The sequence below is a fragment of the Agrobacterium sp. 22-209-1 genome, from assembly GCF_053522485.1.
The window spans coordinates 310,834-331,473 of record NZ_JBNWCH010000005.1; the positions used below are offsets into that span (position 1 = coordinate 310,834).

A 20,640-nucleotide genomic window follows, 5' to 3' on the forward strand; every position below is an offset into this window, starting at 1 on the left:
ATTCAGGCTCCGGAACGGGTGGCATCGTGGATTTTTTCTGCGCCGATCCATGTCGAATGCATCTGAAGGTCGGGTGTCAGCATGACGAAATCCGCATCGAATCCGGACAGGAGCTTACCCTTTCCGGAAGCGCCGACCGCCTCGGCGGGATAGGCAGACGCCATTCTCAAGGCCTCTTCCAGCGGTGTCGCCAGCTTTTCATGCATGAAACGAATGCAGGAAAGCATATCGATATCCGCCCCCGCCAGCGTGCCGTCGGCCAGCGTCAGCCGGCCGCCGTTGCGATAGACACGCCTGCCGTTCAGTTCGAAACCGTCATCATCCGTTCCGATAGTAGACATGGCGTCGGTGACGAGGAAAATGCGGCCGGGACCATTCTTGGCGCGAAGCGCAATGCCGATCGCTGCGGGATCGACATGGAAACCATCGGCGATCAGCCCGCAATCCAGCTTGCCGTTCGAAAGTGCCGCGCCCACCAGTCCCGGCTCGCGATGGCCGAGCGGGCTCATAGCGTTGAAGAGATGTGTCACCATGGATGCGCCGGCCTCGGCATAGGCCGTCGCGACGCTGAGGCCCACATCGGTATGGCCGAGGCTGACGACGATGCCGGCTTTGTGCAGCGCTGCGACCTGCGTCTCGGTTACGTTTTCCGGGGCGATGGTTGTCAGCACAAAAGGAAGCTTCGCCTTGCAGCCCGTCAGAACAGCAAGATCGGCCGTTTCCATCTTTCGGATCAGCGCCGGGTCATGGGTGCCCTTGCGTGCGACAGAAAGATGCGGCCCTTCGAAATGCAGGCCGAGAAAGCCGGGCACCCCTGCTTCGTGCGCGGCGATGCCTGCTTCGGCGGCTTTGGCTGTGATATCCGGTCTGTCTGTTATGAGGGTGACCATCAGCGCCGTAGTGCCGAATTGCGCATGGGCCGAGCAGATGCGGGCAATGCCTTCCACATCCGGCTCGTTGTTGAACATCACGCCGCCGCCGCCGTTGACCTGCAAGTCGATGAAGCCCGGCGCAATGAACAGTCCTTCCGCGTCGAAGATGTCGGCGTTTGCGGGCACGGATACGCGGTCGACGATGTCGGCAACGTGGCCATCACCGGTCACGAGCGCTTTGCCTTCGTGCCACGCGACGCCATCGAAAATACGGGCGCCGACAAATGCCTTGCTGCTGCTCATTGGGTTTCCGTCACCTTTTTCAACGCCACCGGCGCATCCGGGTTGAAGCCGCGGGCACGCGACAATTGCTCAATGAAGCCGTAAAACGGTGCGATCAGCAACAGGGCGTCAGTCAGCGGATGATTGGTTTCCACGAAAGGCAGGGACTTCGCCGGGTTGCCCTTTGCGGAGGTGACAAAAACACTTGCGCCCTTGCCGGCGAGGCCGGCCGCGATATCCGTCACCGAGGTTTCGGCGCGGTCACGTGCGGCAAAGGCGATGACGGGAAATTTCGGTGCGACCAGCGAAACGGGGCCGTGCATGACTTCCGCCGATGAATAGGCCTCTGCGTGGAGCTCGCAGGTTTCCTTGCATTTCAACGCGGCTTCCGCTGCGATGGCGAGGGCGGGACCGCGGCCCAGCATATAGAGCGATTCCTCGCCCCTGACCGCTTCGCTGATCTGGCTCCAGTCGAGCGCGATGGCCTTGGCGAAATTCTGCGGCAGGGCGTTGACGGCTTTGGCGAGCAGGCTGTCTTCCGTCCATTCGGCAAGGATCGCGAGGCCGGCGACGATGGAGTTGACGAAGGATTTGGTTGCGGCCACCGCTTTTTCAGGGCCCGCCTGGATATTGATGGCGTGATTTGCCGCATCGCCGAGCGGGGAGGGCAGGGTATTGACAAGCGAAAAGGTGAGCGCGCCGCCCTTGCGGGCGCTTTCCGACAGAGCGACGATGTCAGGGCTTTTACCCGATTGCGAGACGGCGAAGGCCGCCGCCCGGTCCAGCCGCAGCTTCGTCTGGTAGATCGAGGCGAGCGAGGGGCCGAGCGACGCGACCGGTAGACCGGTCTGCAATTCGATCGCATATTTCAAAAAATGCGCGGCGTGGTCGGAGGAGCCGCGTGCAATGGTGACGATAACGGCCGGGTCACGGGCCTTCAGCCTGCCTCCGGCTTCGTGGAAGTCGGCATTGGCATTGTCCAGCAGGCGAGCGACTGCATCGGGAATCTCATCGATTTCCTGGCGCATCAGGGTTGTCATCGTTTCGTGTCCTTGATCAAGAGATTTGTCACTCGGGCCCCATCGTCAGTTCGGCGACGAGGTCATAGGCGTCGCTGCGGTACAGCGCGCGGGATATTTCCATGAGGCGCCCGCTTTCCAGATAGGCCATTCGCTGAACGGAAAGCGCTGCCGAGCCCGGCGGAACCCCAAGCAGTAATGTTTCCTCATCGGTAAGGTTACGGGCGGAGATGCGCTGAATGGCGCGCACCGGGCGAATGCCGTTTTTCTCAAGCTCCAGATAAAGCGAGTTTTCCACCAATTGCGGGTCAGGCAGAATATCGCCCGGCAGGCTTGTGACTTCGAGCGCGATAGGTTGGTCATTGGCAAGCCGCAGGCGCTTGAGCCGGGCCACCATGGCCGATTGGGAAAGGCCGAGCGTCATCATCTCGTCTCCGGTCGGGTGGAACAGGCCCCTGTCCAGCCAGCGGGTGCTTGCCGTCATGCCGCGCCGGCGCATGTCCTCGGTAAACGAGGTGAGCTTGGTCAGGGGCTGCTGCATGCGGGTGATGGGCTTGACGACGAAAGTACCCGAGCCGTGCCGGCGAACGAGAAGACCGTCGCGGACGAGATCGTCCACCGCCTTGCGCACCGTGACGCGGCTGACGCAGGCGCTTTCGGCGATATCCCGCTCCGGCGGCAAGGCGTCGCCGTGCTTCAGGCGGCCGCCATTGATGGCGTCTTCAATCGTCTGGCGCAGTTTCAGGTAAAGCGGGCCGCCGCCTGATTGCAGGTCGTCCAGATTAAGCGCTGCCCCGTTCATCCATAACCTCTGTCACGATCCATGTGGTCGGCGATATGGCCGGCTCTGGCTATATCATATGCCACGCAATCGGCAATACCAAAATAGAACCATTGCTGGATTTGTACGATTAATCGGTGGTTTTTTTCGATCTTTTGCCGAATAATGAGGCTTAATGCTTGATATTTTCGCATTAACCAAAAAAATTTTCCCGATAACGGAATTGCTCTGGACGATTGGCATTTTTTTGGTATTGTTTTTTGTGTCGGTGGTCGGCGGCGATCCGTTTCGCATCCGTCGCGCCGGAAAATCGGTTTCCGACTCGCGGCAGCGTTTGCGAAATCGAATTTAGCTTGACCGTTGTGAAAATTAATTTCATCGTGGCAAGAAATTATCGCAGATATCTGGACGACCAGCAGAGAAATGGTCGCATCTGCGAAAATGAATTACGAATGAACAGGGAACAAAGTTCATGAAGGTGGGAATTATCGGACTCGGATTCCGTCTCGGTTATCTGGGCTACGTTTTTCATGAGATCGACAAGGATTTCGAGATCGTCGGTTATGTCGATCCCGCGCCGGCGGGCCTGCCGGGCCTGCAGGAAAAGGGCATTTCGGCCGGTAAGACTTACGATAGTCCCGAGGCGTTGATCGCAAACGAAAAATTCGATCTCTTGATGATCGGCTCGCCGAACCACATGCATCTGGAGCATATCCGTATCGGGCTTGAGGCCGGATGCACCATCTTCTCGGAAAAACCCATCGTCGTCAGCATCGAGGAAAGCCTCGAGCTTGCCCGGTTGCTCAACAAGCATGGTCACGAGCGGCTGCTCGTTGGTCTCGTTTTGCGTTATTCCCCGCTCTACCGCGATCTGCGCGCCGCACAGGCGGAAGGCAAGCTGGGCGATGTCGTTTCCATCGAGGCTTCGGAGCATATCCCGCCCTATCACGGCGCATTCTTCATGCGCGACTGGCGACGTTACGAAAATTACTCCGGCTCGTTCATGCTGGAAAAATGCTGCCACGACCTCGATCTCTATAATGGCGTGGTCGGTGCGCGGCCGCGTTTCGTGTCGAGCTTTGGCGGACGCAAGAGCTTCACGCCGGCAAACGCGCCGCAGAATGACGGCATCAACGATATGGAGGTCTACCATCGCAAGCCGAGCGGCTGGATGGGTTCCGACAAGGTTTTTGACAGCGACGGCGACATCATCGATTACCAGACGGCCATCGTCGAATATGAGAACGGCGCATCGCTTGCCTTCCATACCAATCTCAACGTTCCCGACGATTTCCGCCGTTTCTGCGTCATCGGCGCCAAGGGCATGGCAGAGGGCGATTTCGTGCGCGGTTTCCTGAACGTGCACAATGCCCGGACCAATGAAAAAACCGTCGCCAAGACCTATTCTGCGGCAACCGCGCTCTCACAGCATTATGGTGCGGACGAGCAGATGGCGGAGGACGTCATCGCCCATATCGTCAAGGGCGCGCCCTTGCCGGTTTCCGCGCTCGACGCGATTGAGGCCGGCATTCTGGCGCTTGCCATGGACGAAGCGCGCCATGGCCGCAAGGTGATCGATCTCAAGCCGGTATGGGAGGAGTACGATCTTGCACTGCACGGTCAGCTGAAATCCCCCGCCGCGAAATCGGCTTAAGGGGGGCGGCGCGATGGATGCGAAACGCAGCGCGGTCGTCTTCGCCTGGCTTCTTCTTCTGCCGGCGCTTTTATACATCACGGTTATCGTTGCTTATCCGCTCGTCGATACCTTCATCCTGTCCTTTACCGATGCGTCGCTTAGAAAAACGACGAACTGGGTCGGTTTCATCAACTACGAGAAGATTTTCAACGCGACTTTTGCCGATGTCATCACGCGGACCTTCATCTGGACGTTCTTTTCCGTCTCGATAAAGATGATTATCGGCACATTGGGTGCGGTTTTGCTGAATTCGGCCGTGCCTGGCCGGGCGCTCTTCCGTCTCCTGACCATGCCGCCATGGATCGTGCCGATGGCTATCGGCATCTTCATGTGGGGCTGGATGTATAACGGCCAGTTCGGCATGATTTCCGGCGTGCTCCAGAATATCGGTCTGGTGGATGGGCCGGTCGCGTTCCTCGCCTACGGCAATACGGCCTTCTGGGCAACGATCATCACCGACGTCTGGATCGGTGTGCCAATGGTTACGCTCTATCTGCTGGCCGCCATTCAGGCCATCCCGCAGGATCTCTACGAGGCCGCGTGGACAGATGGGGCAAGCCGCCTCTACCGCTTCCGCCGCATCACGTTGCCACTCATGCTGCCTGCGATGATTACCATGTCGATGATCTCGCTGATTTCGACTTTCAATTCCTTCGATATCATCTGGATCCTGACGCAGGGCGGTCCGACTGGCCAGACCACGACCATGATCATCGACACGTACAAGACGGCGATCGGTTCTTACAAATACGGTGAAGGTGCTGCGCGCGCCGTGCTGATCTGCATCTTCCTGTCGATCTTTACCTATTTCTACTTCCGCATCACCAGCCGCATCTCGCAGGAGGCCAGCCGATGACTGACAAGAATGCGATGATCAACCGCTACAGGTGGTATGAAATCGTCGGGATTTATTGCGGCATCGCCGTATTCCTGACTTTCGTGCTGGCGCCCTTCGTGGAAGGATTTCTGGTTTCGCTGAAGCCGCTCAGTCTGCTTTTCTCATCGCCCTACACGTTCTGGCCGGAAAACGGTTCCTTCGAGGCCTACCGGACCATGTGGGTCAGCGTTCCCGGTTTTGCCCGCTACGTTTTCAACTCCTTCTTCATCTCCACCATTTCGACCATTATCGTCCTTATTCTGGTGGTGCCGGCCTCCTATGCTTTCGCCCGTTTCAAGTTTCGCGGACGAGGGCAATTGCTTGGCGCATTTCTCGCGATCAACATGTTCTCGGGCGCCGTGCTTCTGATCCCGCTTTTCCGGCTGATGCGCAACATGGGTGTGCTGAACACTTATCTGGCAATGATCATTCCCGGCGCGGCCTTCCTGATCCCCACCGCCATCTGGCTTTTGCGCACCTATATGCTGCGTATCCCGCGGGAACTGGAAGAAGCGGCCTATGTGGACGGTGCGAGCTATTTCTATACTTTCCGCCGGGTGATCTTGCCGCTGGCGATGCCGGGCATCGCAGTGGTCTCCATCACCACCTTCATCGGCGCCTATGCCCAGCAGTTCATCTTCGCGCTCACCTTCAATTCCAAGACCGAATATATGCCGCTGCCCATCGGCCTCTTCGCTTATTTCGGTCGTCAGGAAGTCATCTGGAATGAGTTGATGGCGGCCAGCTTCGTCGGCATTGCGCCGGCGATGGTCGTGATCTTCTTCATGCAACGATATCTCGTCAGCGGCCTTACCGCCGGCGCGGTGAAATAATCAACAACCGGAACGACCACCAAAACGGGAGACTACCTATGGCACTGAAACATTACGGATTGGCGCTTTGCGCTTTCGCATTTGCCGGTTCCACTGCCCTTACGACGGTGACGGCGCACGCCGCCGACAAGGAGATCAGCTGGATCTATTGCGGCGACAAGATGGACCCCATCCATGAGAAGTACATCAAGGAATGGGAAGGCAAAAACGAAGGCTGGAAGGTCGTGCCGGAAGTCGTCGGCTGGGCCCAGTGCCAGGATAAGGCGACCACGCTCGCCGCTGCCGGCACGCCGGTCGCCATGGCCTATGTCGGTTCGCGCACGCTGAAGCAGTTCGCGCAGAACGATCTCATCGTTCCGGTGCCGATGACGGAAGACGAAAAGAAAAGCTATTATCCCAACATCGTCGATACGGTCACTTTCGAAGATACGCAGTGGGGCGTGCCGGTCGCCTTCTCGACCAAGGCGCTCTACTGGAACAAGGACCTGTTCAAGCAGGCAGGTCTCGATCCTGAAACGCCGCCGAAGACCTGGGCCGAAGAAATCGCCTTTGCCAAGCAGATCAAGGAAAAGACCGGCGTTGCCGGTTACGGTCTGTCCGCCAAGACCTTTGACAACACCATGCACCAGTTCATGCACTGGGTTTATACCAATAATGGCAAGGTGATCGACGGCGACAAGATCACGGTCGACAGCCCGCAGGTTGTCGAGGCACTGAAAGCCTACAAGGACATCACGCCCTATTCCGTCGAAGGCCCGACGGCCTATGAGCAGAACGAAATTCGCGCCATCTTCCTCGACGGCAAGGTTGGCATGATCCAGGCAGGTTCTGGTGCGGCCACGCGCCTGCAGGAAACCAAGATCAACTGGGGCATCGCGACCTTGCCGCTCGGCCCGGAAGCCAAGGGTCCCGGCACGCTGCTCATCACGGACAGCCTTGCGATCTTCAAGGGAACGGGCGTGGAAGAAAAGGCGACCGAATTCGCCAAATTCATCACCTCTCCTGGTCCGCAGGGTGAATACGAATTGCAGGGCGGCGCCGGCCTCACCCCGCTGCGTCCGTCGCCGAAGGTCGATGAGTTCATCGCCAAGGATCCCTTCTGGAAGCCGCTGATCGACGGTATCGCCTATGGCGGTCCCGAGCCGCTCTTCACGGACTACAAGGGTTTCCAGGACACGATGATCGAGATGGTGCAGTCTGTCGTCACGGGCCAGGCAACACCGGAAGATGCCGCGAAGAAAGCGGCTTCGGCTCTCGAGCAGTATAAATAATCTTTCATGAGCACGGATGCGGGCGGGAGCCGTCCGCATCCGGCAAGTTTCGCCGAGGGAACGCCTGCGTCTTCCGGGATGCTTTTTCCCCCTGTTTTTCAACGGTCCCGATCCGGTGTGGCTTTGCCCCTGTTTCGGAACATCTCTGAACGCGGCCTGATGTCGGCCGCTGACGGGAGAGGCAAGTCTTGGGTCAGCTTTATCTCAACAACGTCCGCAAGAACTATGGACATTTCGAAGTCATCAAGGGCGTTCAGCTCGACATCAGGGATGGCGAGTTCGTCGTTTTTGTCGGCCCCTCGGGATGCGGCAAATCCACATTGCTGCGCATGATCGCCGGTCTTGAGGATATTTCCGGCGGCGACGTCGTCATCAATGGCGTGAAGGTCAATGACTTGCCGCCGGTCAAGCGCGGCATCGCCATGGTGTTCCAGTCCTATGCGCTTTATCCGCACATGACGGTGTTTGAAAACATTGCTTTTCCGCTGCGTGTCGAAAAGATGGAAGAGGACAAGATCAGGCAGAAGGTCGAGGGTGTGGCCAAGATCCTCCAGCTCGACCAGCGTCTGCAGCAGCGCCCCGGCATGTTGTCCGGCGGTCAGCGCCAGCGCGTGGCGATCGGCCGCGCCATCGTTCGCGAGCCGAAAATATTCCTGTTCGACGAGCCGCTTTCCAACCTCGACGCTGCCCTTCGCGCCGACATGCGCATCGAACTTACCAATCTTCACCGGACGCTGAAGGCGACGATGATCTATGTCACCCACGACCAGGTGGAAGCCATGACCATGGCCGACCGTATCGTGGTGCTGAACGCCGGTAAAATTGCCCAGGTCGGCGCACCGCTCGAGCTTTACCACAAGCCGGCGAACCTGTTCGTGGCGGGCTTCATCGGCAATCCGAAAATGAATTTCCTGAAGGTCACCTGCAAATCGGTCAGCGCCGAGGGCGTGACGGTGGCCTATGATGGACAGACGGTCACCGTGCCGGTGGAACCCCGTGCCGGTCTTGAAGGCGCGCAGCTGACGCTCGGCATCCGCCCGGAACATACCGGTCTCGAACCGGCCGACCTCAATGTCACGGTCGCACCCAGCGTGATCGAGCGGCTCGGGGTCAATACCATTGCTTATGGTGTCGCGCCGACGGGTGAGAATTATTGCGCGTTGCTTTCCGGCTCCGCACCTGTGGTCGTGGATGAGCCCATCGTCACCGGTATCAAGGCTTCGGACTGCCATCTGTTTGATGAGAGCGGCGTTGCGCTGGAAAGGCGCGTCGATCTTTCAGTCCTCAAGCTGATCCAATAAGGCGCAGGAGCCGGGCCATGTTCTCTGTTTCCCCATGCCCGGCTGCTCCTGAGGCGATCCGTCTCCAGCAGCATTTTCCTGCTCATTCCAGACGAAAAAATAAAGCCGGGCTTTCGGCCCGGCATGCAAAGCTTGTCAAGATTTCTTCTGGATCACGGCATGGGGTTGGGCATGTAGCCGGTGAAACCGCTGATCTTCCAGCGTCCCTGATGCAGCCGGCAATAATAGAGCGTCTGCCATTTCATGACGTCGAAGCTGCCATCGGCCTTGCGAAGCCCACCGTCGAACTTCTTGCGCACCAGCGCGGTCTCACCTTCCACTTCGATTTCTTCCAGCGTGGTGGTCGTAAAGATCGCATCGCGCGGGTTCTCTGCGAATTGCTGGGTTTGAAAATCCTGCGCCTGCCGCAGCCACTCGTCCCGATAGGCGCTGAGCGAAGGGAAGGACAAGCGCCAATTGTCCGGGTTCGCATCCCGGTTGGCGTTGATGCCGAGAAAGCCGTCCTCGACGAAATCATCCGCGACCTTCGACCAGTCGGCGGCCAGAAAAGCGTCGATGTCACGCGTTACCAGCATCTCCCAGATGGAATGGCGGGCGCTGTCTGTTTCGGGAAAAGGGTTTTTGAAGGGATCACGCATGGTTTCGGTCCGGTGTTGAAATTATTTTCAAGATTTGGAGATTTCTCTGGTGTTGATTGTTGGCATATGCTCATCTCTCAATCAACAAAGAAAATAATTTTCAAATTAAAGGTGTGCGTGGTGTCGTCAGCAAGACGAAACATCCTTGACTCACGGATCTATGCGGTTGACGGGCGCGCTTTCTTAGGGTGCATCGGAAACGGGGCCAAGCCTTAAGTTTTGGCGGAACGGAGACCGGTGAACATGGATATTTTTGCAAGAATACAGGAAGACAGGGGACAATTCTCGCAGTCTGAGCGACGGATTGCCGATATTCTGGTTTCGGACTTCGAATTCGCCGTCAATGCCTCGATCATCGAGCTGGCGGCGCGCGCGGAAGTGTCTCCGCCGACCGTGACGCGGTTCTGCCGCCGGCTGGGGTGCCAGAGCTTTTCGGATTTCAAGGTCAGCCTCGCCAAGACGGCCTATGTGGGTATCCGATATCTCACCTCCGAACCCTCCAGCACGGGACCCTCCGATGTTGCGGAAGAGGTGCTCGCCAAGGCGCAGGAAGCGCTTTTCCTGCTGCACAGGACGCTCGATCCGGCCCTTGCCGATGAAGCGGCGATCAGGATCGCCAATAGCGGCATGATCTATGCCTTCGGCGCTGGCGGCAATTCCTCGATGATCGCTTCGGAAATCCAGAACCGGCTGTTCCGCCTGGGGTTGCGCGTTTCGACCAGCGCCGATCACAGCATGCAGCTGATGATGACCGCCGCTGCGCGCAAGGAAGATGTCGTCATCGGCTCGTCCTTTTCCGGCCGTAACATGGAACTGGTGAAGTGTTTCAAGCTGGCGCGGGAAATGGGGGTCACCACCATTGCGCTCACCCAGAGCGACACGCCTGTTGCCGCGGCCGCCGACATGGTGGTGGCCGTCAATGTGCCCGAGGGGAACAATATCTTCCGCCCCACTTCATCGCGCTACGCCTATCTGGCCGCCGTCGATGTTCTGGCAACGCTTGCTGCCTATCATCAACGGCAACGATCGATGGTGACTTTACGTCACATCAAGCAGCAGTTGGTGGAGCATCGCGATCCGGATGACAAACAATTGCTCGGTGACTGAGGCGGGCTGACAAACAACATAGGCTGCTTTGCCTGAGATCCGTTTTGTGGCGGGTCGGAAAGCTTCAAGGGAGTTTCAGGAGATGAAGGACAGGAAAGACCAGCTCGCTGTCGTTACCGGCGCGGCAGGTGATATTGGCCGGGCGATTGCCGCGGCGCTCGCTGAAAGCCATGCAAAGGTCGTGTTGGTCGATATCGACCGCGGCGCCCTTTCGAGCGCGCTATCGGCGCTTTCCGATCCCCGCTTCGTTGCGAAAACCTGCGATGTCACCGACCCGCAGGACCTTGCAAGGCTGGCCGCCGAGGTTGCGGCGCTGGGCGATGTTGTAACCCTCGTCAACAATGCGGGCGCCGCAAGGGCGGTCAGCCTGCATGACACGACCGCCGATATATGGCGCAAGGACAATGCGCTCAATCTGGAAGCGCCGTTTCTCTGCTTCAGGGCTTTCGAAGAGGCGTTGAAGAAAACTCAGGGGGCGGTGGTTAATATCACCTCCGTCAATGGCATGGCGGTGTTCGGGCATCCTGCCTATAGCGCGGCAAAGGCCGGGCTGATCCATCTGACCAAGCTGATCGCCGTCGAATACGGCAAATTCGGCATTCGCGCCAACGCCGTGGCACCGGGCACCGTGCGCACGCAGGCGTGGGAAGCGCGGGCTGCAAGCAATCCTCAGGTCTTTGAGGAAGCAAAGCATTGGTATCCCCTGCAGCGCATCGTGAAACCTGAAGACGTGGCCAATGCCGTCGCCTTTCTGGCCGGCCCGCAGGCCGCCGCCATCAGCGGCGTGTGCCTGCCGGTCGATTGTGGTCTCACGGCAGGGCAGGCGCCGCTGGCCCGGACATTTTCGCAATCCGAACATTACTGACCGAAACCCGTTGACGGGTTCAATGCGCAATAAAGGGGAGCATCATGGCGCTCGCACAGTATCGTCTTGAAAATTCGTGGCATCCGCTCGCAGACTCCGCATCCGGCGGCTTCACCTTCACGCTGGTCAATCTTTCCCGCGAGCCGCTGAAGGATTTTCGCATCGTCTACACGTCGTTGACGCGGACGGTAGACAAACCTACGTGCGACAATGCCGTTTATCTGCGCCGCAATGCCAATTTCCATGAATTTGCACCGCCGCCGGGTTTTGTGCTGGAGTCCGGAAAATCCTGGTGCTTCACCGTCGATGGCCTGCTGCGGTCCGCCCGACATCGCACAGACGGCGCGAAATCTGCCTATATCAGTCTTGCCGATGGCACACATCGCGCCGTCGATGTCGGTGACCTGATGATGGATGGACGCCACAGCGAGCCGGCGCCGGTGCTGCTTCCGGAGGGCAAGCTCGATCTGCCCTTTTCGATCCAGCCATGGCCCGCTGAAATCGATGCAGAACCGGGTGAGGGTTTTCCCGTCGCGCTCTTCCCGGCGGAAGATGCGGGCGCAGAAGAAGTGCTTGCGGTGGAAACCGTGCTTTCGCTGTTCCGCCGGCTTTTTGCCGTCGGCCACGTGCCTTTCAGCCTCGCGCCGGTTCACGAGGGAAAACCGCTGCGTTTCAAGCAGCATAGCGGACTGGAAGCGGAAGGTTATCGCCTCAGCTTTTCCAAAGAAGCCGTTGTCGTGGAATATTCGGCCGCTGCCGGCCTGCAATATGGTCTGACGGTTCTGGCGCAGCTGCTGCATGGTGCGCGCATCGATCCGAAATTCCGTTTCCCGGCCTCCGGCACCATCAGCGATGCGCCGCGTTACAGTTGGCGTGGCTGCCACCTCGATGTTTCGCGGCAATTCTATCCGACAGGCGATGTCCTGCGGCTTATCGATATTCTCGCATGGCTGCGCATGAACCGCTTCCATTGGCACCTGACGGATGACGAGGCATGGCGGCTCGAAATCAAGGCCTATCCGCTGCTGACCACCGTCGGCGCCACGCGCGGCCCGGATGCGCCGCTCCTGCCGCAGCTCGGTAACGGGGCTGAGCCGGTGTCGGGCTATTACACGCAGGATGAGGTGCGCATGGTTGTCGCGCATGCGGCGGCATTGAACGTCGAAATCGTGCCGGAAATCGATATTCCCGGCCACAGCACGGCGGCTCTCGTGGCCTATCCGGAGCTGACGGATGGGCAGGAAGCGCCGGATAGCTACCGCTCTGTGCAGGGATATCCGAACAATGCACTCAACCCAGCGATAGAGCCGACCTATGAATTCCTCGGCAAGATATTCGACGAGATGGTGGAGCTGTTCCCGTCGCGGCTGATCCATATTGGCGGCGATGAGGTTGCGGATGGGTCGTGGCTGGCCTCGCCGCTTGCCAAGGCGCTGATGGAAAAGGAAGGGCTCGACGGCACCTTCGGCATTCAGTCCTATTTCATGAAGCGCATACAGGGCATGCTGCATGAGCGCGGCCGCCAGCTTGCCGGCTGGGACGAAGTTTCCCATGGTGGTGGCGTCGATCCGGCCGGAACATTGTTGATGGCATGGCAGAAGCCGGAAGTCGGCCGTGAGCTTGCAAAGCAGGGCTACGACGTGGTGATGACCCCGGGTCAGGCCTATTATCTCGACATGGTGCAGGATGAAGCCTGGCAGGAGCCGGGGGCGAGCTGGGCCGGCACCGTTCCGCCTTCGCATACTTATGCCTATGAAGCCGTTGGCGAATTTCCCGAGGAGTTGAAGGAGCGGATGAAGGGCGTTCAGGCTTGCATCTGGTCCGAACATTTCCTCAATCGCGCCTATTTCAACCATCTGGTTTTCCCCCGTCTGCCAGCGATTGCCGAGGCGGCGTGGACGCCAAGGGCGCAAAAGGACTGGTTGCGTTTTGCGGCCATCGTCCCCTTGAACCCGGTTTATTGAGGGGAAACCGACATGCGTATTGCCGTGGGTGGAATTCATACCGAATGCAGCACCTACTCGCCGGTGCTGATGGGCGAGCAGGATTTTCGCGTCTTTCGCGGCGCCGAAATGCTGGAGGCTGAGTATTTCAGTTTCCTCGGAGAAGGCGGGGCGGACGTGTTGCCGCTTCTGCATGCGCGGGCGGTGCCGGGTGGTCCGGTGTCACGCGTGGCCTATGACGCTTTCAAGCGGGAGTTCCTCGAACGCCTGAAGGCGTCGTTGCCGCTGGACGGGCTTTATCTCGCCATGCACGGTGCGATGAATGTCGAAGGCATGGACGATGCGGAAGGTGACTGGATTTCAAGCGCCCGCGCCGTCGTCGGGCCGGATGTCGTGGTCGCCGCGAGTTATGATCTGCATGGCAATGTCAGCCAGACGATTATCGATCAGTTGGATATCTTTGCCGGCTACCGAACCGCGCCGCATATCGATGTGCGCGAGACGATGGTGCGGGCATGGACGATGTTGCTCAAGGCTCTGAAGTCGGGAGAAAGACCCGGCGTGACCTGGGCGAAAATCCCTGTTCTGCTGCCGGGTGAAAAAACCTCCACGGAGGATGAACCCGCCAAAAGCCTCTATGCCGTGCTGCCTGATTACGATGCGCGGTCCGGCATATGGGATGCGAATTTCATGATCGGCTACGTCTGGGCGGACGAACCCCGGGCGACGGCCTGCGCCGTGGTGACGGGAACGGACAAAGCGGCCGCACAGGCGGTCGCGGCCGAGATTGCGCAATCCTACTGGAATGCCCGGCAGGATTTTCGTTTCGGGCCTGTGACGGAGCCGCTCGACGCCATCATGGATATTGCGGAAAAGACGACCAGCCGACCGATCATTCTTGCCGACTCCGGCGACAACCCGACCGGTGGTGGGGTTGGCGATCGCGCCGATGTTCTGGCCGCGCTGATTGCGCGCAACTGGCAGGGTGCGCTGCTGGGCGGCATCACCGACAGGCCGGCGGTCGAAGCCTGTTTTGCGGCCGGCGAAGGTGCGAGCCTTTCCCTGAAGATCGGCGGCAGTCTCGATCCGCAGAGCCAGTCCGTGACCGTCGCGGCCCGTGTTGTGAAATTGGACGACCCAGGTGCTGCTGACCAGCGTCAGGCAGTGGTCGCCATCGGCGGCGTCACGGTCATTCTGGCGGCGCGGCGCAGGCCTTATCACATGATCTCCGATTTCACTCGTCTCGGCTTTAATCCAAAGGAGGTGCGGTTACTGGTCGTCAAGTCCGGTTATCTTTCGCCGGAGCTTGCGCCTATCGCCAATCCCAACCTCATGGCGCTGACGGAAGGGGTCATCAATCAGGATATCGAAAATCTTCCCAATCGCCGCCGGGACGGCGATTTGTACCCATGGAAGCCGCATTTCGATTATACCCCTCAGCCCATCCTTTCGGCCCGCTGGCGATGACAGCGGTCCGGTAGCTTTACCCAGCGATCCGGCCCTGCCGGATCATCTCAGGCGAATATCCATGCCGTCGGCTCTTTCCATCGTCATCAACAATCCGTCGATCCGCATCGGGGCGCTCGCCATCCTGTTCTTCGGGTTTTCGAATGCGGCGACCGCCCCCTATCAGGCGGTTATCGGCATTCGCGAAATAGGACTGAGCAACAGCGTCTATTCGCTGCTGATGCTGTTTGCTGCCGTCATCAATGTCAGCGCCAGCGTGTTGATGGGCATCGTCGCAGACAGGCTGGGTGAATATCGCAAGCCAATGCTCTATATCGCGCTCTTCGGCGTCAGCGGTTATCTGCTGGTCTATCTGGCCGGCAACACTACCGCCTTCGTCGCCGCGAAGCTGGTGCTTCTGCCGATTTTCGGAGCGATGAATTCGTTGATCTTCGCCCATGTGCGCGCCGATGCGCGCAACCTTTCGACGGGTGAGATGATCGCGGTGAATTCGATCATGCGGGCAACCATCTCGCTTTCCTGGGTGCTGGTGCCGGGCATTGTCGGTGTTTTTCTGGTGAATTCCGGCAATATGCTGATGGCTTTCCTGTTTTCGGGCATCTGCGCGCTTGTCTGCTTTCTGCTTGTCGCCTTCTGCCTGCCGCGGGCCGCCACGCCGGCATCGGCAAATACCGAAGCGCGGTTCGGCCTGCGCGCCTCGCTTGCGGAAATCGGATCGCGGCGGGTGCTGCTCCGGATCATCGCGATTGCGCTCATCTGCTCGATGCTGCATCTCAACGATTCCGTGCGCTCGCTCATCATAACCGGACAGGCCAAGGGCACGGTGGCGGATATCGGCATTGTTGCGGGTATCGTCGCTGCGCTGGAAATCGTCTTCATTCTCCTGTGGGGCTGGATCGAGAAGAAGGTTCCGCAGACGCTGACACTTGCGGCGGGAGCGGGGCTTTACGCCATCTATCTCATTCTGCAGGGGCTTGCTTCAGCGCCGTGGCATATCTACGCCCAAACGGTCATCAGTGCACTGGGTGCCGCCGCGATCATCAGCATTCCAATTACCTATCTGCAGGAACTGATCGCGGACCGGCCGGGACTCGGAAGCTCGCTGATCGCCGTCAATATCTTCCTCGGCGCTGGTCTGGGCGCGTTGATTTTTGCCGTTGGAACCCTGGTCTCCAGCTATTCGGGAACCTCCATATTGGGGGCGATCGTAGGGCTCGGCGGCGTTTATATGCTTTACGCGCTTGATGGAAACGGCCGCCGCAGGTAACGGCCACTCAAATGAAAGAGGTTACGATGATTCTCGAAATTTGCGTGGACGATGTCGCCGGTCTGGAAGCGGCGGTCAGCGGCGGGGCTGATCGGATCGAGCTCTGTGCGGCTCTTTCCGGCGGCGGTGTGACGCCCTCGGCGGGTTTCATGCAGCGTGCGGCGTCCTGCGGGTTGCCGGTGAGCGTCATGATCAGGCCGCGCGCCGGTGATTTTGTCTTCACCCGCGACGAAGCGGATGTGATGAAACGCGATATCGACGCGGCGCGTGCCGCCGGCCTTTCCGGTGTGGTGCTCGGCGCGTCGCGTGGCGATGGTTCGCTCGATATCGGCTTGCTTGAAGAACTGCGTCGTCATGCCGACGGGCTGGATGTTACGCTGCACCGGGCTTTCGATGTCGTGCCTGACATGGAAGAGGCGCTGGAAGCCGCCATCGCATTGGGGTTTTCAAGAATTCTCACCTCAGGCGGGGCGCGTTCGGCGCTTGAAGGGATTGAGGCTCTGGCCCACCTGTCCGAGACGGCGGCAAGCCGCATCGTCATCATGCCCGGCGCCGGGGTGCGTCCGCAGAGCGTTCAGACATTGCTGGATCGCTTTCCGATAACGGAAATCCACGCATCCTGTTCCGCCGTTCCATCCTATGATCCGGACAGCAGGGTGGCGAAGCTCGGTTTCACCGGCGCAGGGCGCAAGATTACCGATGAGGCGGCGGTTCGCGAGTTGAAGACGATCCTCACCGCTCATCATAAAGGCGGCGCAGCGCTCTAGCTGTTCCGGCCGCGCCATCGAGATCGAGCGCGATCGTGCCGGGCGCCGGTAGGGAGAATGCCGTCTTGATGGTATCGGCCATCGCTTGCGCCGAAATATCCTTCTCCTCCAGCACATACGCCAGCCCCAGCCGCGCCAGCCGTTCGGCGCGGGCGCTCTGTTCGGTTTCGCCTCCGGCTGCGAAGGGGATCAGAAGCGAGCGGCATTTTGCCTGAAGAATATCGCAGACGGTGTTGTAACCGGCCTGTGAAATCGAAAGCCGTGCGCCGGCGAGCAAACTTGCGAAATCCTTGCGGAAACGGAAGACGGACACATTGCCCGCCGCCTGCGCCGAGATTGCATCGAAATCCGCCTGCGGCATGTTGGGACCGGTCACGAGGCACCAGTTCTTGATGCCATCCAGTAGAGGGGCAGCCTCGAGAGCAGCCCGGATGAGTTCGGCGCCAACGGCGCCTCCGCCTGCGGAAACCACGATATCGAATTTTTCCGCCGGTTCCGGCGGCGGAAGAGGAGCGACGAGGCCGGTATAGACGATGCGCTGCCTGATCTCGCCTGCGAGGGGAAAAGTGTCTTCCAGCCGGGCAAAATCCGGATCGCCATGGACGAGCACCGCATCGAAATGTTTCTTAACCAGCGACACGGTCTCTTCATCCCGTCCCGGTTTCGTCTTTTCTTGCAAGATATCGCGCAGCGACGCCATGACGAGCGGGCGCGGTTCGCTGCCTTCTATCTCATCGAGAAGCGGCAGCAATTCGAAACGCACCTGCCTGCGGCCGAACGGGAAGGCTTCAATGATAACGATATCGGGTTTGGCGCCGTGATAGGCCCCGATCAGCATATCGGTTCTCAGCCTCTTGAAGTCGTCGTCCACCGGTTTGCCGGAGCTGTCGACCAGGCCGGCAAAGCTGCCGTCGCTGACGGCGATGGGTGGCAATTCGACATGGCGGATACCCTCGCCCGGAAAGCCCGGAACAGGCGTGCCGCCCGTGACCAGCACGACATCGAAACCGTTCGCCTGAAGGGCGTTGGCAATGCGGCTGGCGCGGGCGATATGGCCGATGCCGAGAAGGTGCTGGACGTAGAAGAAGACGCAGGGGCGTTTTTCCGTATCGGTCATGGCGTTTTTTCCCACTCTTTCTCGAACAAGGCCTTCAGCTCGATAATGCTGGTGCGATGGTCGAAGGCGGTGCGCACACGGTCTTCCGCAGCGCTGCCAAGACGCTGGCGCAATTGCGGATCGGTGATGGCCATGCGCAGCGCCTCTGCGAAAGCGGCCGGATTTTCCGGTTCCGTCAGCAGGCCGTTTTGACCGCTGACGAAAAACTCCGGTATCCCGGAAATATTGGTGGAGATGCAGGTCAGCGCCTGGCTCGCGGCCTCGACCAGCACATTTGGCAGGCCGTCGCGGTCGCCATCGCTGGTGATGCGGCAGGCTAGAGCGAAGAGGTCCGCTTCGCGATAGTTCTCCAGCACCTGTTTCTGGTCCATGGCCCCGGTCCAGACGATCCTGTCGGCGACGCCGAGTTCGTCTGCGAGTTTCTTCAGTCCGCCCAGTTCATCGCCGCCGCCGATATGGGTGAAGCGCCAATGCATATCCTGCGGCAGCGAGGCGAGCGCACGCAGGAGAATATCGATGCCCTTTTTCTTGACCGCCCGGCCGACGCTCAAAATCCTCACCGGATCTTTGGCGTCTGAACCGTCTCTTGCCGTTCGCGACGTGTCGAAATGCGGGAAACGGGTGAGATCGAGGCCATGATAGCTCAGATGCACATTCCGCCGGGCCCCGGAAAGGGTTTGCAGATGCTGGAAGCCGCCGGCAGTGCAGGTCACCGCCCAGCGCGCGCTTTGCAGTTTGGCGGCAAGGTCGCGGTCGCTGGAGGTCCAGATGTCCTTGGCGTGAGCTGAAATCGTCCAGGGCGTGCCGGTGATGAGGTGAGTATAGGCGGCGACCGAGGCGGGGGTGTGGATGAAATGGACATGCAGCCATTCGGCATCTTCAGGCCATTCATGCGCGAGCACCGCAGCCTGCCCGAAACGGCGGAAGCGATTGCGGCTGAGATCATGCGGCAGATCGTTGAAAAAGCGGCGAAGCGCCTTGGTGAAGCCCGGCTTCCCGCGGCACGCCCAAAGCGCCTTCAAAACCCGTAGCGGCTCCTCATGCAGATATTCCGGCAAGTATGTCACGGGCGCGCGGATTTCATCGTGAACGGGGTGGCGCTTTTTATCCGTCGGACGGCGCATCGACATGAGTTCGAGCTTCAGCCCGGCCTTCTCCAGTCCCAGAAGTTCCTGGGCGATGAAAGTCTCGGACAGGCGCGGATAGCCCTTGAGGAGCACCACGATTTTTTTTGTATCGGTCACGTTGCGCGTGTCTCTTTTGAAGCCGTGTTTGTCGGGGAACCGGTCACGCGGAGAGCGTAATCGGTGCCTTATCGCTTTCGGGCGGCAGCCATTCGGCTATCCGGCGCGATATGTTTTCAAGACCGTCCAGCTTCAGCCCGCACGCATTGACGGAGGGCGGCGCGCGGTGCGGCAGGGCTTTCAGAGCCGCGGCCATTTTTGCCGGGTTTTCGGCATCTTCCGGCAGAAGCATGTCGAAAAGACCAAGCTCCGAGGCGCGACTGGCGCGGATAAGCTGCTCTTCGCGCGGCACCGTGCGCGGTACGACGAGGGCGGGTTTGTCGAAGGACAATATCTCGCAGACGGTGTTGTATCCGCCCATGGAGACGACGGCCTGTGCGCCGGCGACGAGATCTTCCATGCGATTGTCGAATTCGATGATCTCGATATGCGGAATGTCGGCAACACTGCTCATGAAGCGCTGGCGTTGATCCGCTGGCATATAGGGGCCGAGCACCACCAGCGCCTTGTGCGTCAGTTCGCTGTCATGGCGATAGGCGTTGATGACGTCGTCGATCAATTCGCTGCCATCGCCGCCCCCGCCCGTGGTGACGAGAAGATAATCGCCTTCCGGCCGATGCGATACGGTTTCGGCCTGGGTCTTGGACCTTTGCAGAAACCCGACGAAATCCATCTTGTCGCGGACGGTGTGCGGAACGTCGAGTCCCGTCAGCGGATCGTGGAAATCGGGTGGGCCATAAATCCAGACGTGGTCATAGAACTGGCCGATCTTTGTCATGACATTGTTGCGCTTCCACTCCGCCTCGAGCAACTGCGGCGCATCCATGACGTCGCGCAGGCCGATGACGAGCTTGGTGCCCTGTCCCTTGAGATAGGCAAGCGTTTCCTCCACCTCGCCGCGCAGGCCCATGGGCTCCTTGTCGACGATGAAGATATCCGGCTGGAAGCTTTCGGCGGTGTGGTAGATGATGGAGCGGCGCATCTTCAGCGTTTCCTGAAGATCGATATGCCTGTCCATGGACGTATATTCGCCGTTGCGCAGCTTGATGACGCTCGGGATTTTCACGAAATCGACGCGGGCGCGGTAATCGAAAGCGCCGGCAATCGTCGCGCCGGAAATGATGAGGACGTTGAGGCCGCGATAATCCTCCACCAGAGCATGCGCGATGGTGCGACACCGCCGCAGATGCCCGAGCCCGAAGGAATCGTGGCTGTACATGAGAATACGCGCGTCGTTCAAACGGGAGGTCATGGGCCACACCTCTTTTTGCCTTTCACAAAAAAGGCGATGGC

Annotated in this window: 19 protein-coding genes; 12 read left to right on the forward strand and 7 right to left on the reverse strand. The window is 59.4% G+C overall.

Going from position 1 to position 20,640, the window contains the following annotated elements; all coding sequences use genetic code 11:
* Nucleotides 1–2: 2 nt before the first annotated feature.
* From nagA to ACQZ48_RS14430, 3 genes are read right to left on the reverse strand one after another with little or no spacing between them, the layout of a single operon-like run.
* Nucleotides 3–1,175, reverse strand: coding sequence for an N-acetylglucosamine-6-phosphate deacetylase (gene nagA / locus ACQZ48_RS14420; RefSeq protein WP_448728917.1), 1,173 nt, complete (start codon nt 1,173–1,175; stop codon nt 3–5).
* Entirely contained in the window at nt 1,172–2,194 is a 1,023-nt protein-coding gene (locus tag ACQZ48_RS14425; RefSeq protein WP_077985531.1) for an SIS domain-containing protein, read from the reverse strand. Before ACQZ48_RS14425 ends, nagA begins: the two co-directional genes overlap by 4 nt.
* Before the next feature lie 28 nt (nt 2,195–2,222).
* A complete protein-coding gene (locus ACQZ48_RS14430) occupies nt 2,223–2,975 on the reverse strand; it encodes a GntR family transcriptional regulator (RefSeq protein WP_191217243.1) in 753 nt (250 codons plus the stop codon).
* 154 nt (nt 2,976–3,129) lie between these two features.
* On the opposite strand from ACQZ48_RS14430, the gene ACQZ48_RS14435 reads away from it, so the two are divergent.
* From ACQZ48_RS14435 to ACQZ48_RS14460, 6 genes are all read left to right on the forward strand, one after another.
* On the forward strand, nt 3,130–3,306 hold the full coding sequence (locus ACQZ48_RS14435) for a hypothetical protein (RefSeq protein WP_244634960.1): 177 nt from the start codon (nt 3,130–3,132) through the stop codon (nt 3,304–3,306).
* A gap of 120 nt (nt 3,307–3,426) precedes the next feature.
* On the forward strand, nt 3,427–4,608 hold the full coding sequence (locus ACQZ48_RS14440; protein WP_077985533.1) for a Gfo/Idh/MocA family protein: 1,182 nt from the start codon (nt 3,427–3,429) through the stop codon (nt 4,606–4,608).
* 13 nt (nt 4,609–4,621) lie between these two features.
* Nucleotides 4,622–5,506 carry a carbohydrate ABC transporter permease gene (locus ACQZ48_RS14445; protein ID WP_077985534.1) on the forward strand — a complete coding sequence of 295 codons (885 nt, stop codon included), beginning with the start codon at nt 4,622–4,624 and terminating at the stop codon, nt 5,504–5,506.
* On the forward strand, nt 5,503–6,360 hold the full coding sequence (locus ACQZ48_RS14450; RefSeq protein WP_077985535.1) for a carbohydrate ABC transporter permease: 858 nt from the start codon (nt 5,503–5,505) through the stop codon (nt 6,358–6,360). Before ACQZ48_RS14445 ends, ACQZ48_RS14450 begins: the two co-directional genes overlap by 4 nt.
* Nucleotides 6,361–6,398: 38 nt before the next feature.
* On the forward strand, nt 6,399–7,631 hold the full coding sequence (locus tag ACQZ48_RS14455) for an ABC transporter substrate-binding protein (protein ID WP_077985536.1): 1,233 nt from the start codon (nt 6,399–6,401) through the stop codon (nt 7,629–7,631).
* A gap of 188 nt (nt 7,632–7,819) precedes the next feature.
* On the forward strand, nt 7,820–8,932 hold the full coding sequence (locus tag ACQZ48_RS14460; protein ID WP_191217244.1) for a sn-glycerol-3-phosphate ABC transporter ATP-binding protein UgpC: 1,113 nt from the start codon (nt 7,820–7,822) through the stop codon (nt 8,930–8,932).
* 152 nt (nt 8,933–9,084) lie between these two features.
* Here the strand turns inward: ACQZ48_RS14460 and ACQZ48_RS14465 are convergent, their stop codons facing one another.
* Nucleotides 9,085–9,570 carry a hypothetical protein gene (locus ACQZ48_RS14465; RefSeq protein WP_191217245.1) on the reverse strand — a complete coding sequence of 162 codons (486 nt, stop codon included), beginning with the start codon at nt 9,568–9,570 and terminating at the stop codon, nt 9,085–9,087.
* Between the two features lie 243 nt (nt 9,571–9,813).
* On the opposite strand from ACQZ48_RS14465, the gene ACQZ48_RS14470 reads away from it, so the two are divergent.
* From ACQZ48_RS14470 to ACQZ48_RS14495, 6 genes are all read left to right on the forward strand, one after another.
* Nucleotides 9,814–10,677 carry a MurR/RpiR family transcriptional regulator gene (locus ACQZ48_RS14470; RefSeq protein WP_077985539.1) on the forward strand — a complete coding sequence of 288 codons (864 nt, stop codon included), beginning with the start codon at nt 9,814–9,816 and terminating at the stop codon, nt 10,675–10,677.
* Nucleotides 10,678–10,759: 82 nt separating this feature from the next.
* Nucleotides 10,760–11,542, forward strand: coding sequence for an SDR family oxidoreductase (locus ACQZ48_RS14475; RefSeq protein WP_077985540.1), 783 nt, complete (start codon nt 10,760–10,762; stop codon nt 11,540–11,542).
* 44 nt (nt 11,543–11,586) lie between these two features.
* A complete protein-coding gene (locus ACQZ48_RS14480; protein ID WP_191217246.1) occupies nt 11,587–13,506 on the forward strand; it encodes a beta-N-acetylhexosaminidase in 1,920 nt (639 codons plus the stop codon).
* Nucleotides 13,507–13,518: 12 nt separating this feature from the next.
* Nucleotides 13,519–14,952 (forward strand): M81 family metallopeptidase, encoded by a 1,434-nt coding sequence (locus ACQZ48_RS14485; protein ID WP_191217247.1) that lies wholly within the window; start codon nt 13,519–13,521, stop codon nt 14,950–14,952.
* A 61-nt stretch (nt 14,953–15,013) separates the two neighbouring features.
* A complete protein-coding gene (locus ACQZ48_RS14490) occupies nt 15,014–16,219 on the forward strand; it encodes an MFS transporter (protein ID WP_191217248.1) in 1,206 nt (401 codons plus the stop codon).
* 26 nt (nt 16,220–16,245) lie between these two features.
* Nucleotides 16,246–16,986, forward strand: a complete 741-nt coding sequence (locus ACQZ48_RS14495) for a copper homeostasis protein CutC (protein ID WP_142912998.1) — start codon at nt 16,246–16,248, stop codon at nt 16,984–16,986.
* Here the strand turns inward: ACQZ48_RS14495 and ACQZ48_RS14500 are convergent.
* From ACQZ48_RS14500 to ACQZ48_RS14510, 3 genes are read right to left on the reverse strand one after another with little or no spacing between them, the layout of a single operon-like run.
* Nucleotides 16,952–18,103 carry a glycosyltransferase family protein gene (locus ACQZ48_RS14500; RefSeq protein ID WP_191217250.1) on the reverse strand — a complete coding sequence of 384 codons (1,152 nt, stop codon included), beginning with the start codon at nt 18,101–18,103 and terminating at the stop codon, nt 16,952–16,954. The two genes, ACQZ48_RS14495 and ACQZ48_RS14500, sit on opposite strands and share 35 nt — an antisense overlap.
* Nucleotides 18,100–19,347 carry a glycosyltransferase gene (locus ACQZ48_RS14505; protein WP_165691374.1) on the reverse strand — a complete coding sequence of 416 codons (1,248 nt, stop codon included), beginning with the start codon at nt 19,345–19,347 and terminating at the stop codon, nt 18,100–18,102. Before ACQZ48_RS14505 ends, ACQZ48_RS14500 begins: the two co-directional genes overlap by 4 nt.
* A gap of 43 nt (nt 19,348–19,390) precedes the next feature.
* Nucleotides 19,391–20,599: a glycosyltransferase family protein gene (locus ACQZ48_RS14510; protein ID WP_137412242.1), complete on the reverse strand. Its 1,209-nt coding sequence runs from the start codon at nt 20,597–20,599 to the stop codon at nt 19,391–19,393.
* Nucleotides 20,600–20,640: the final 41 nt, after the last annotated feature.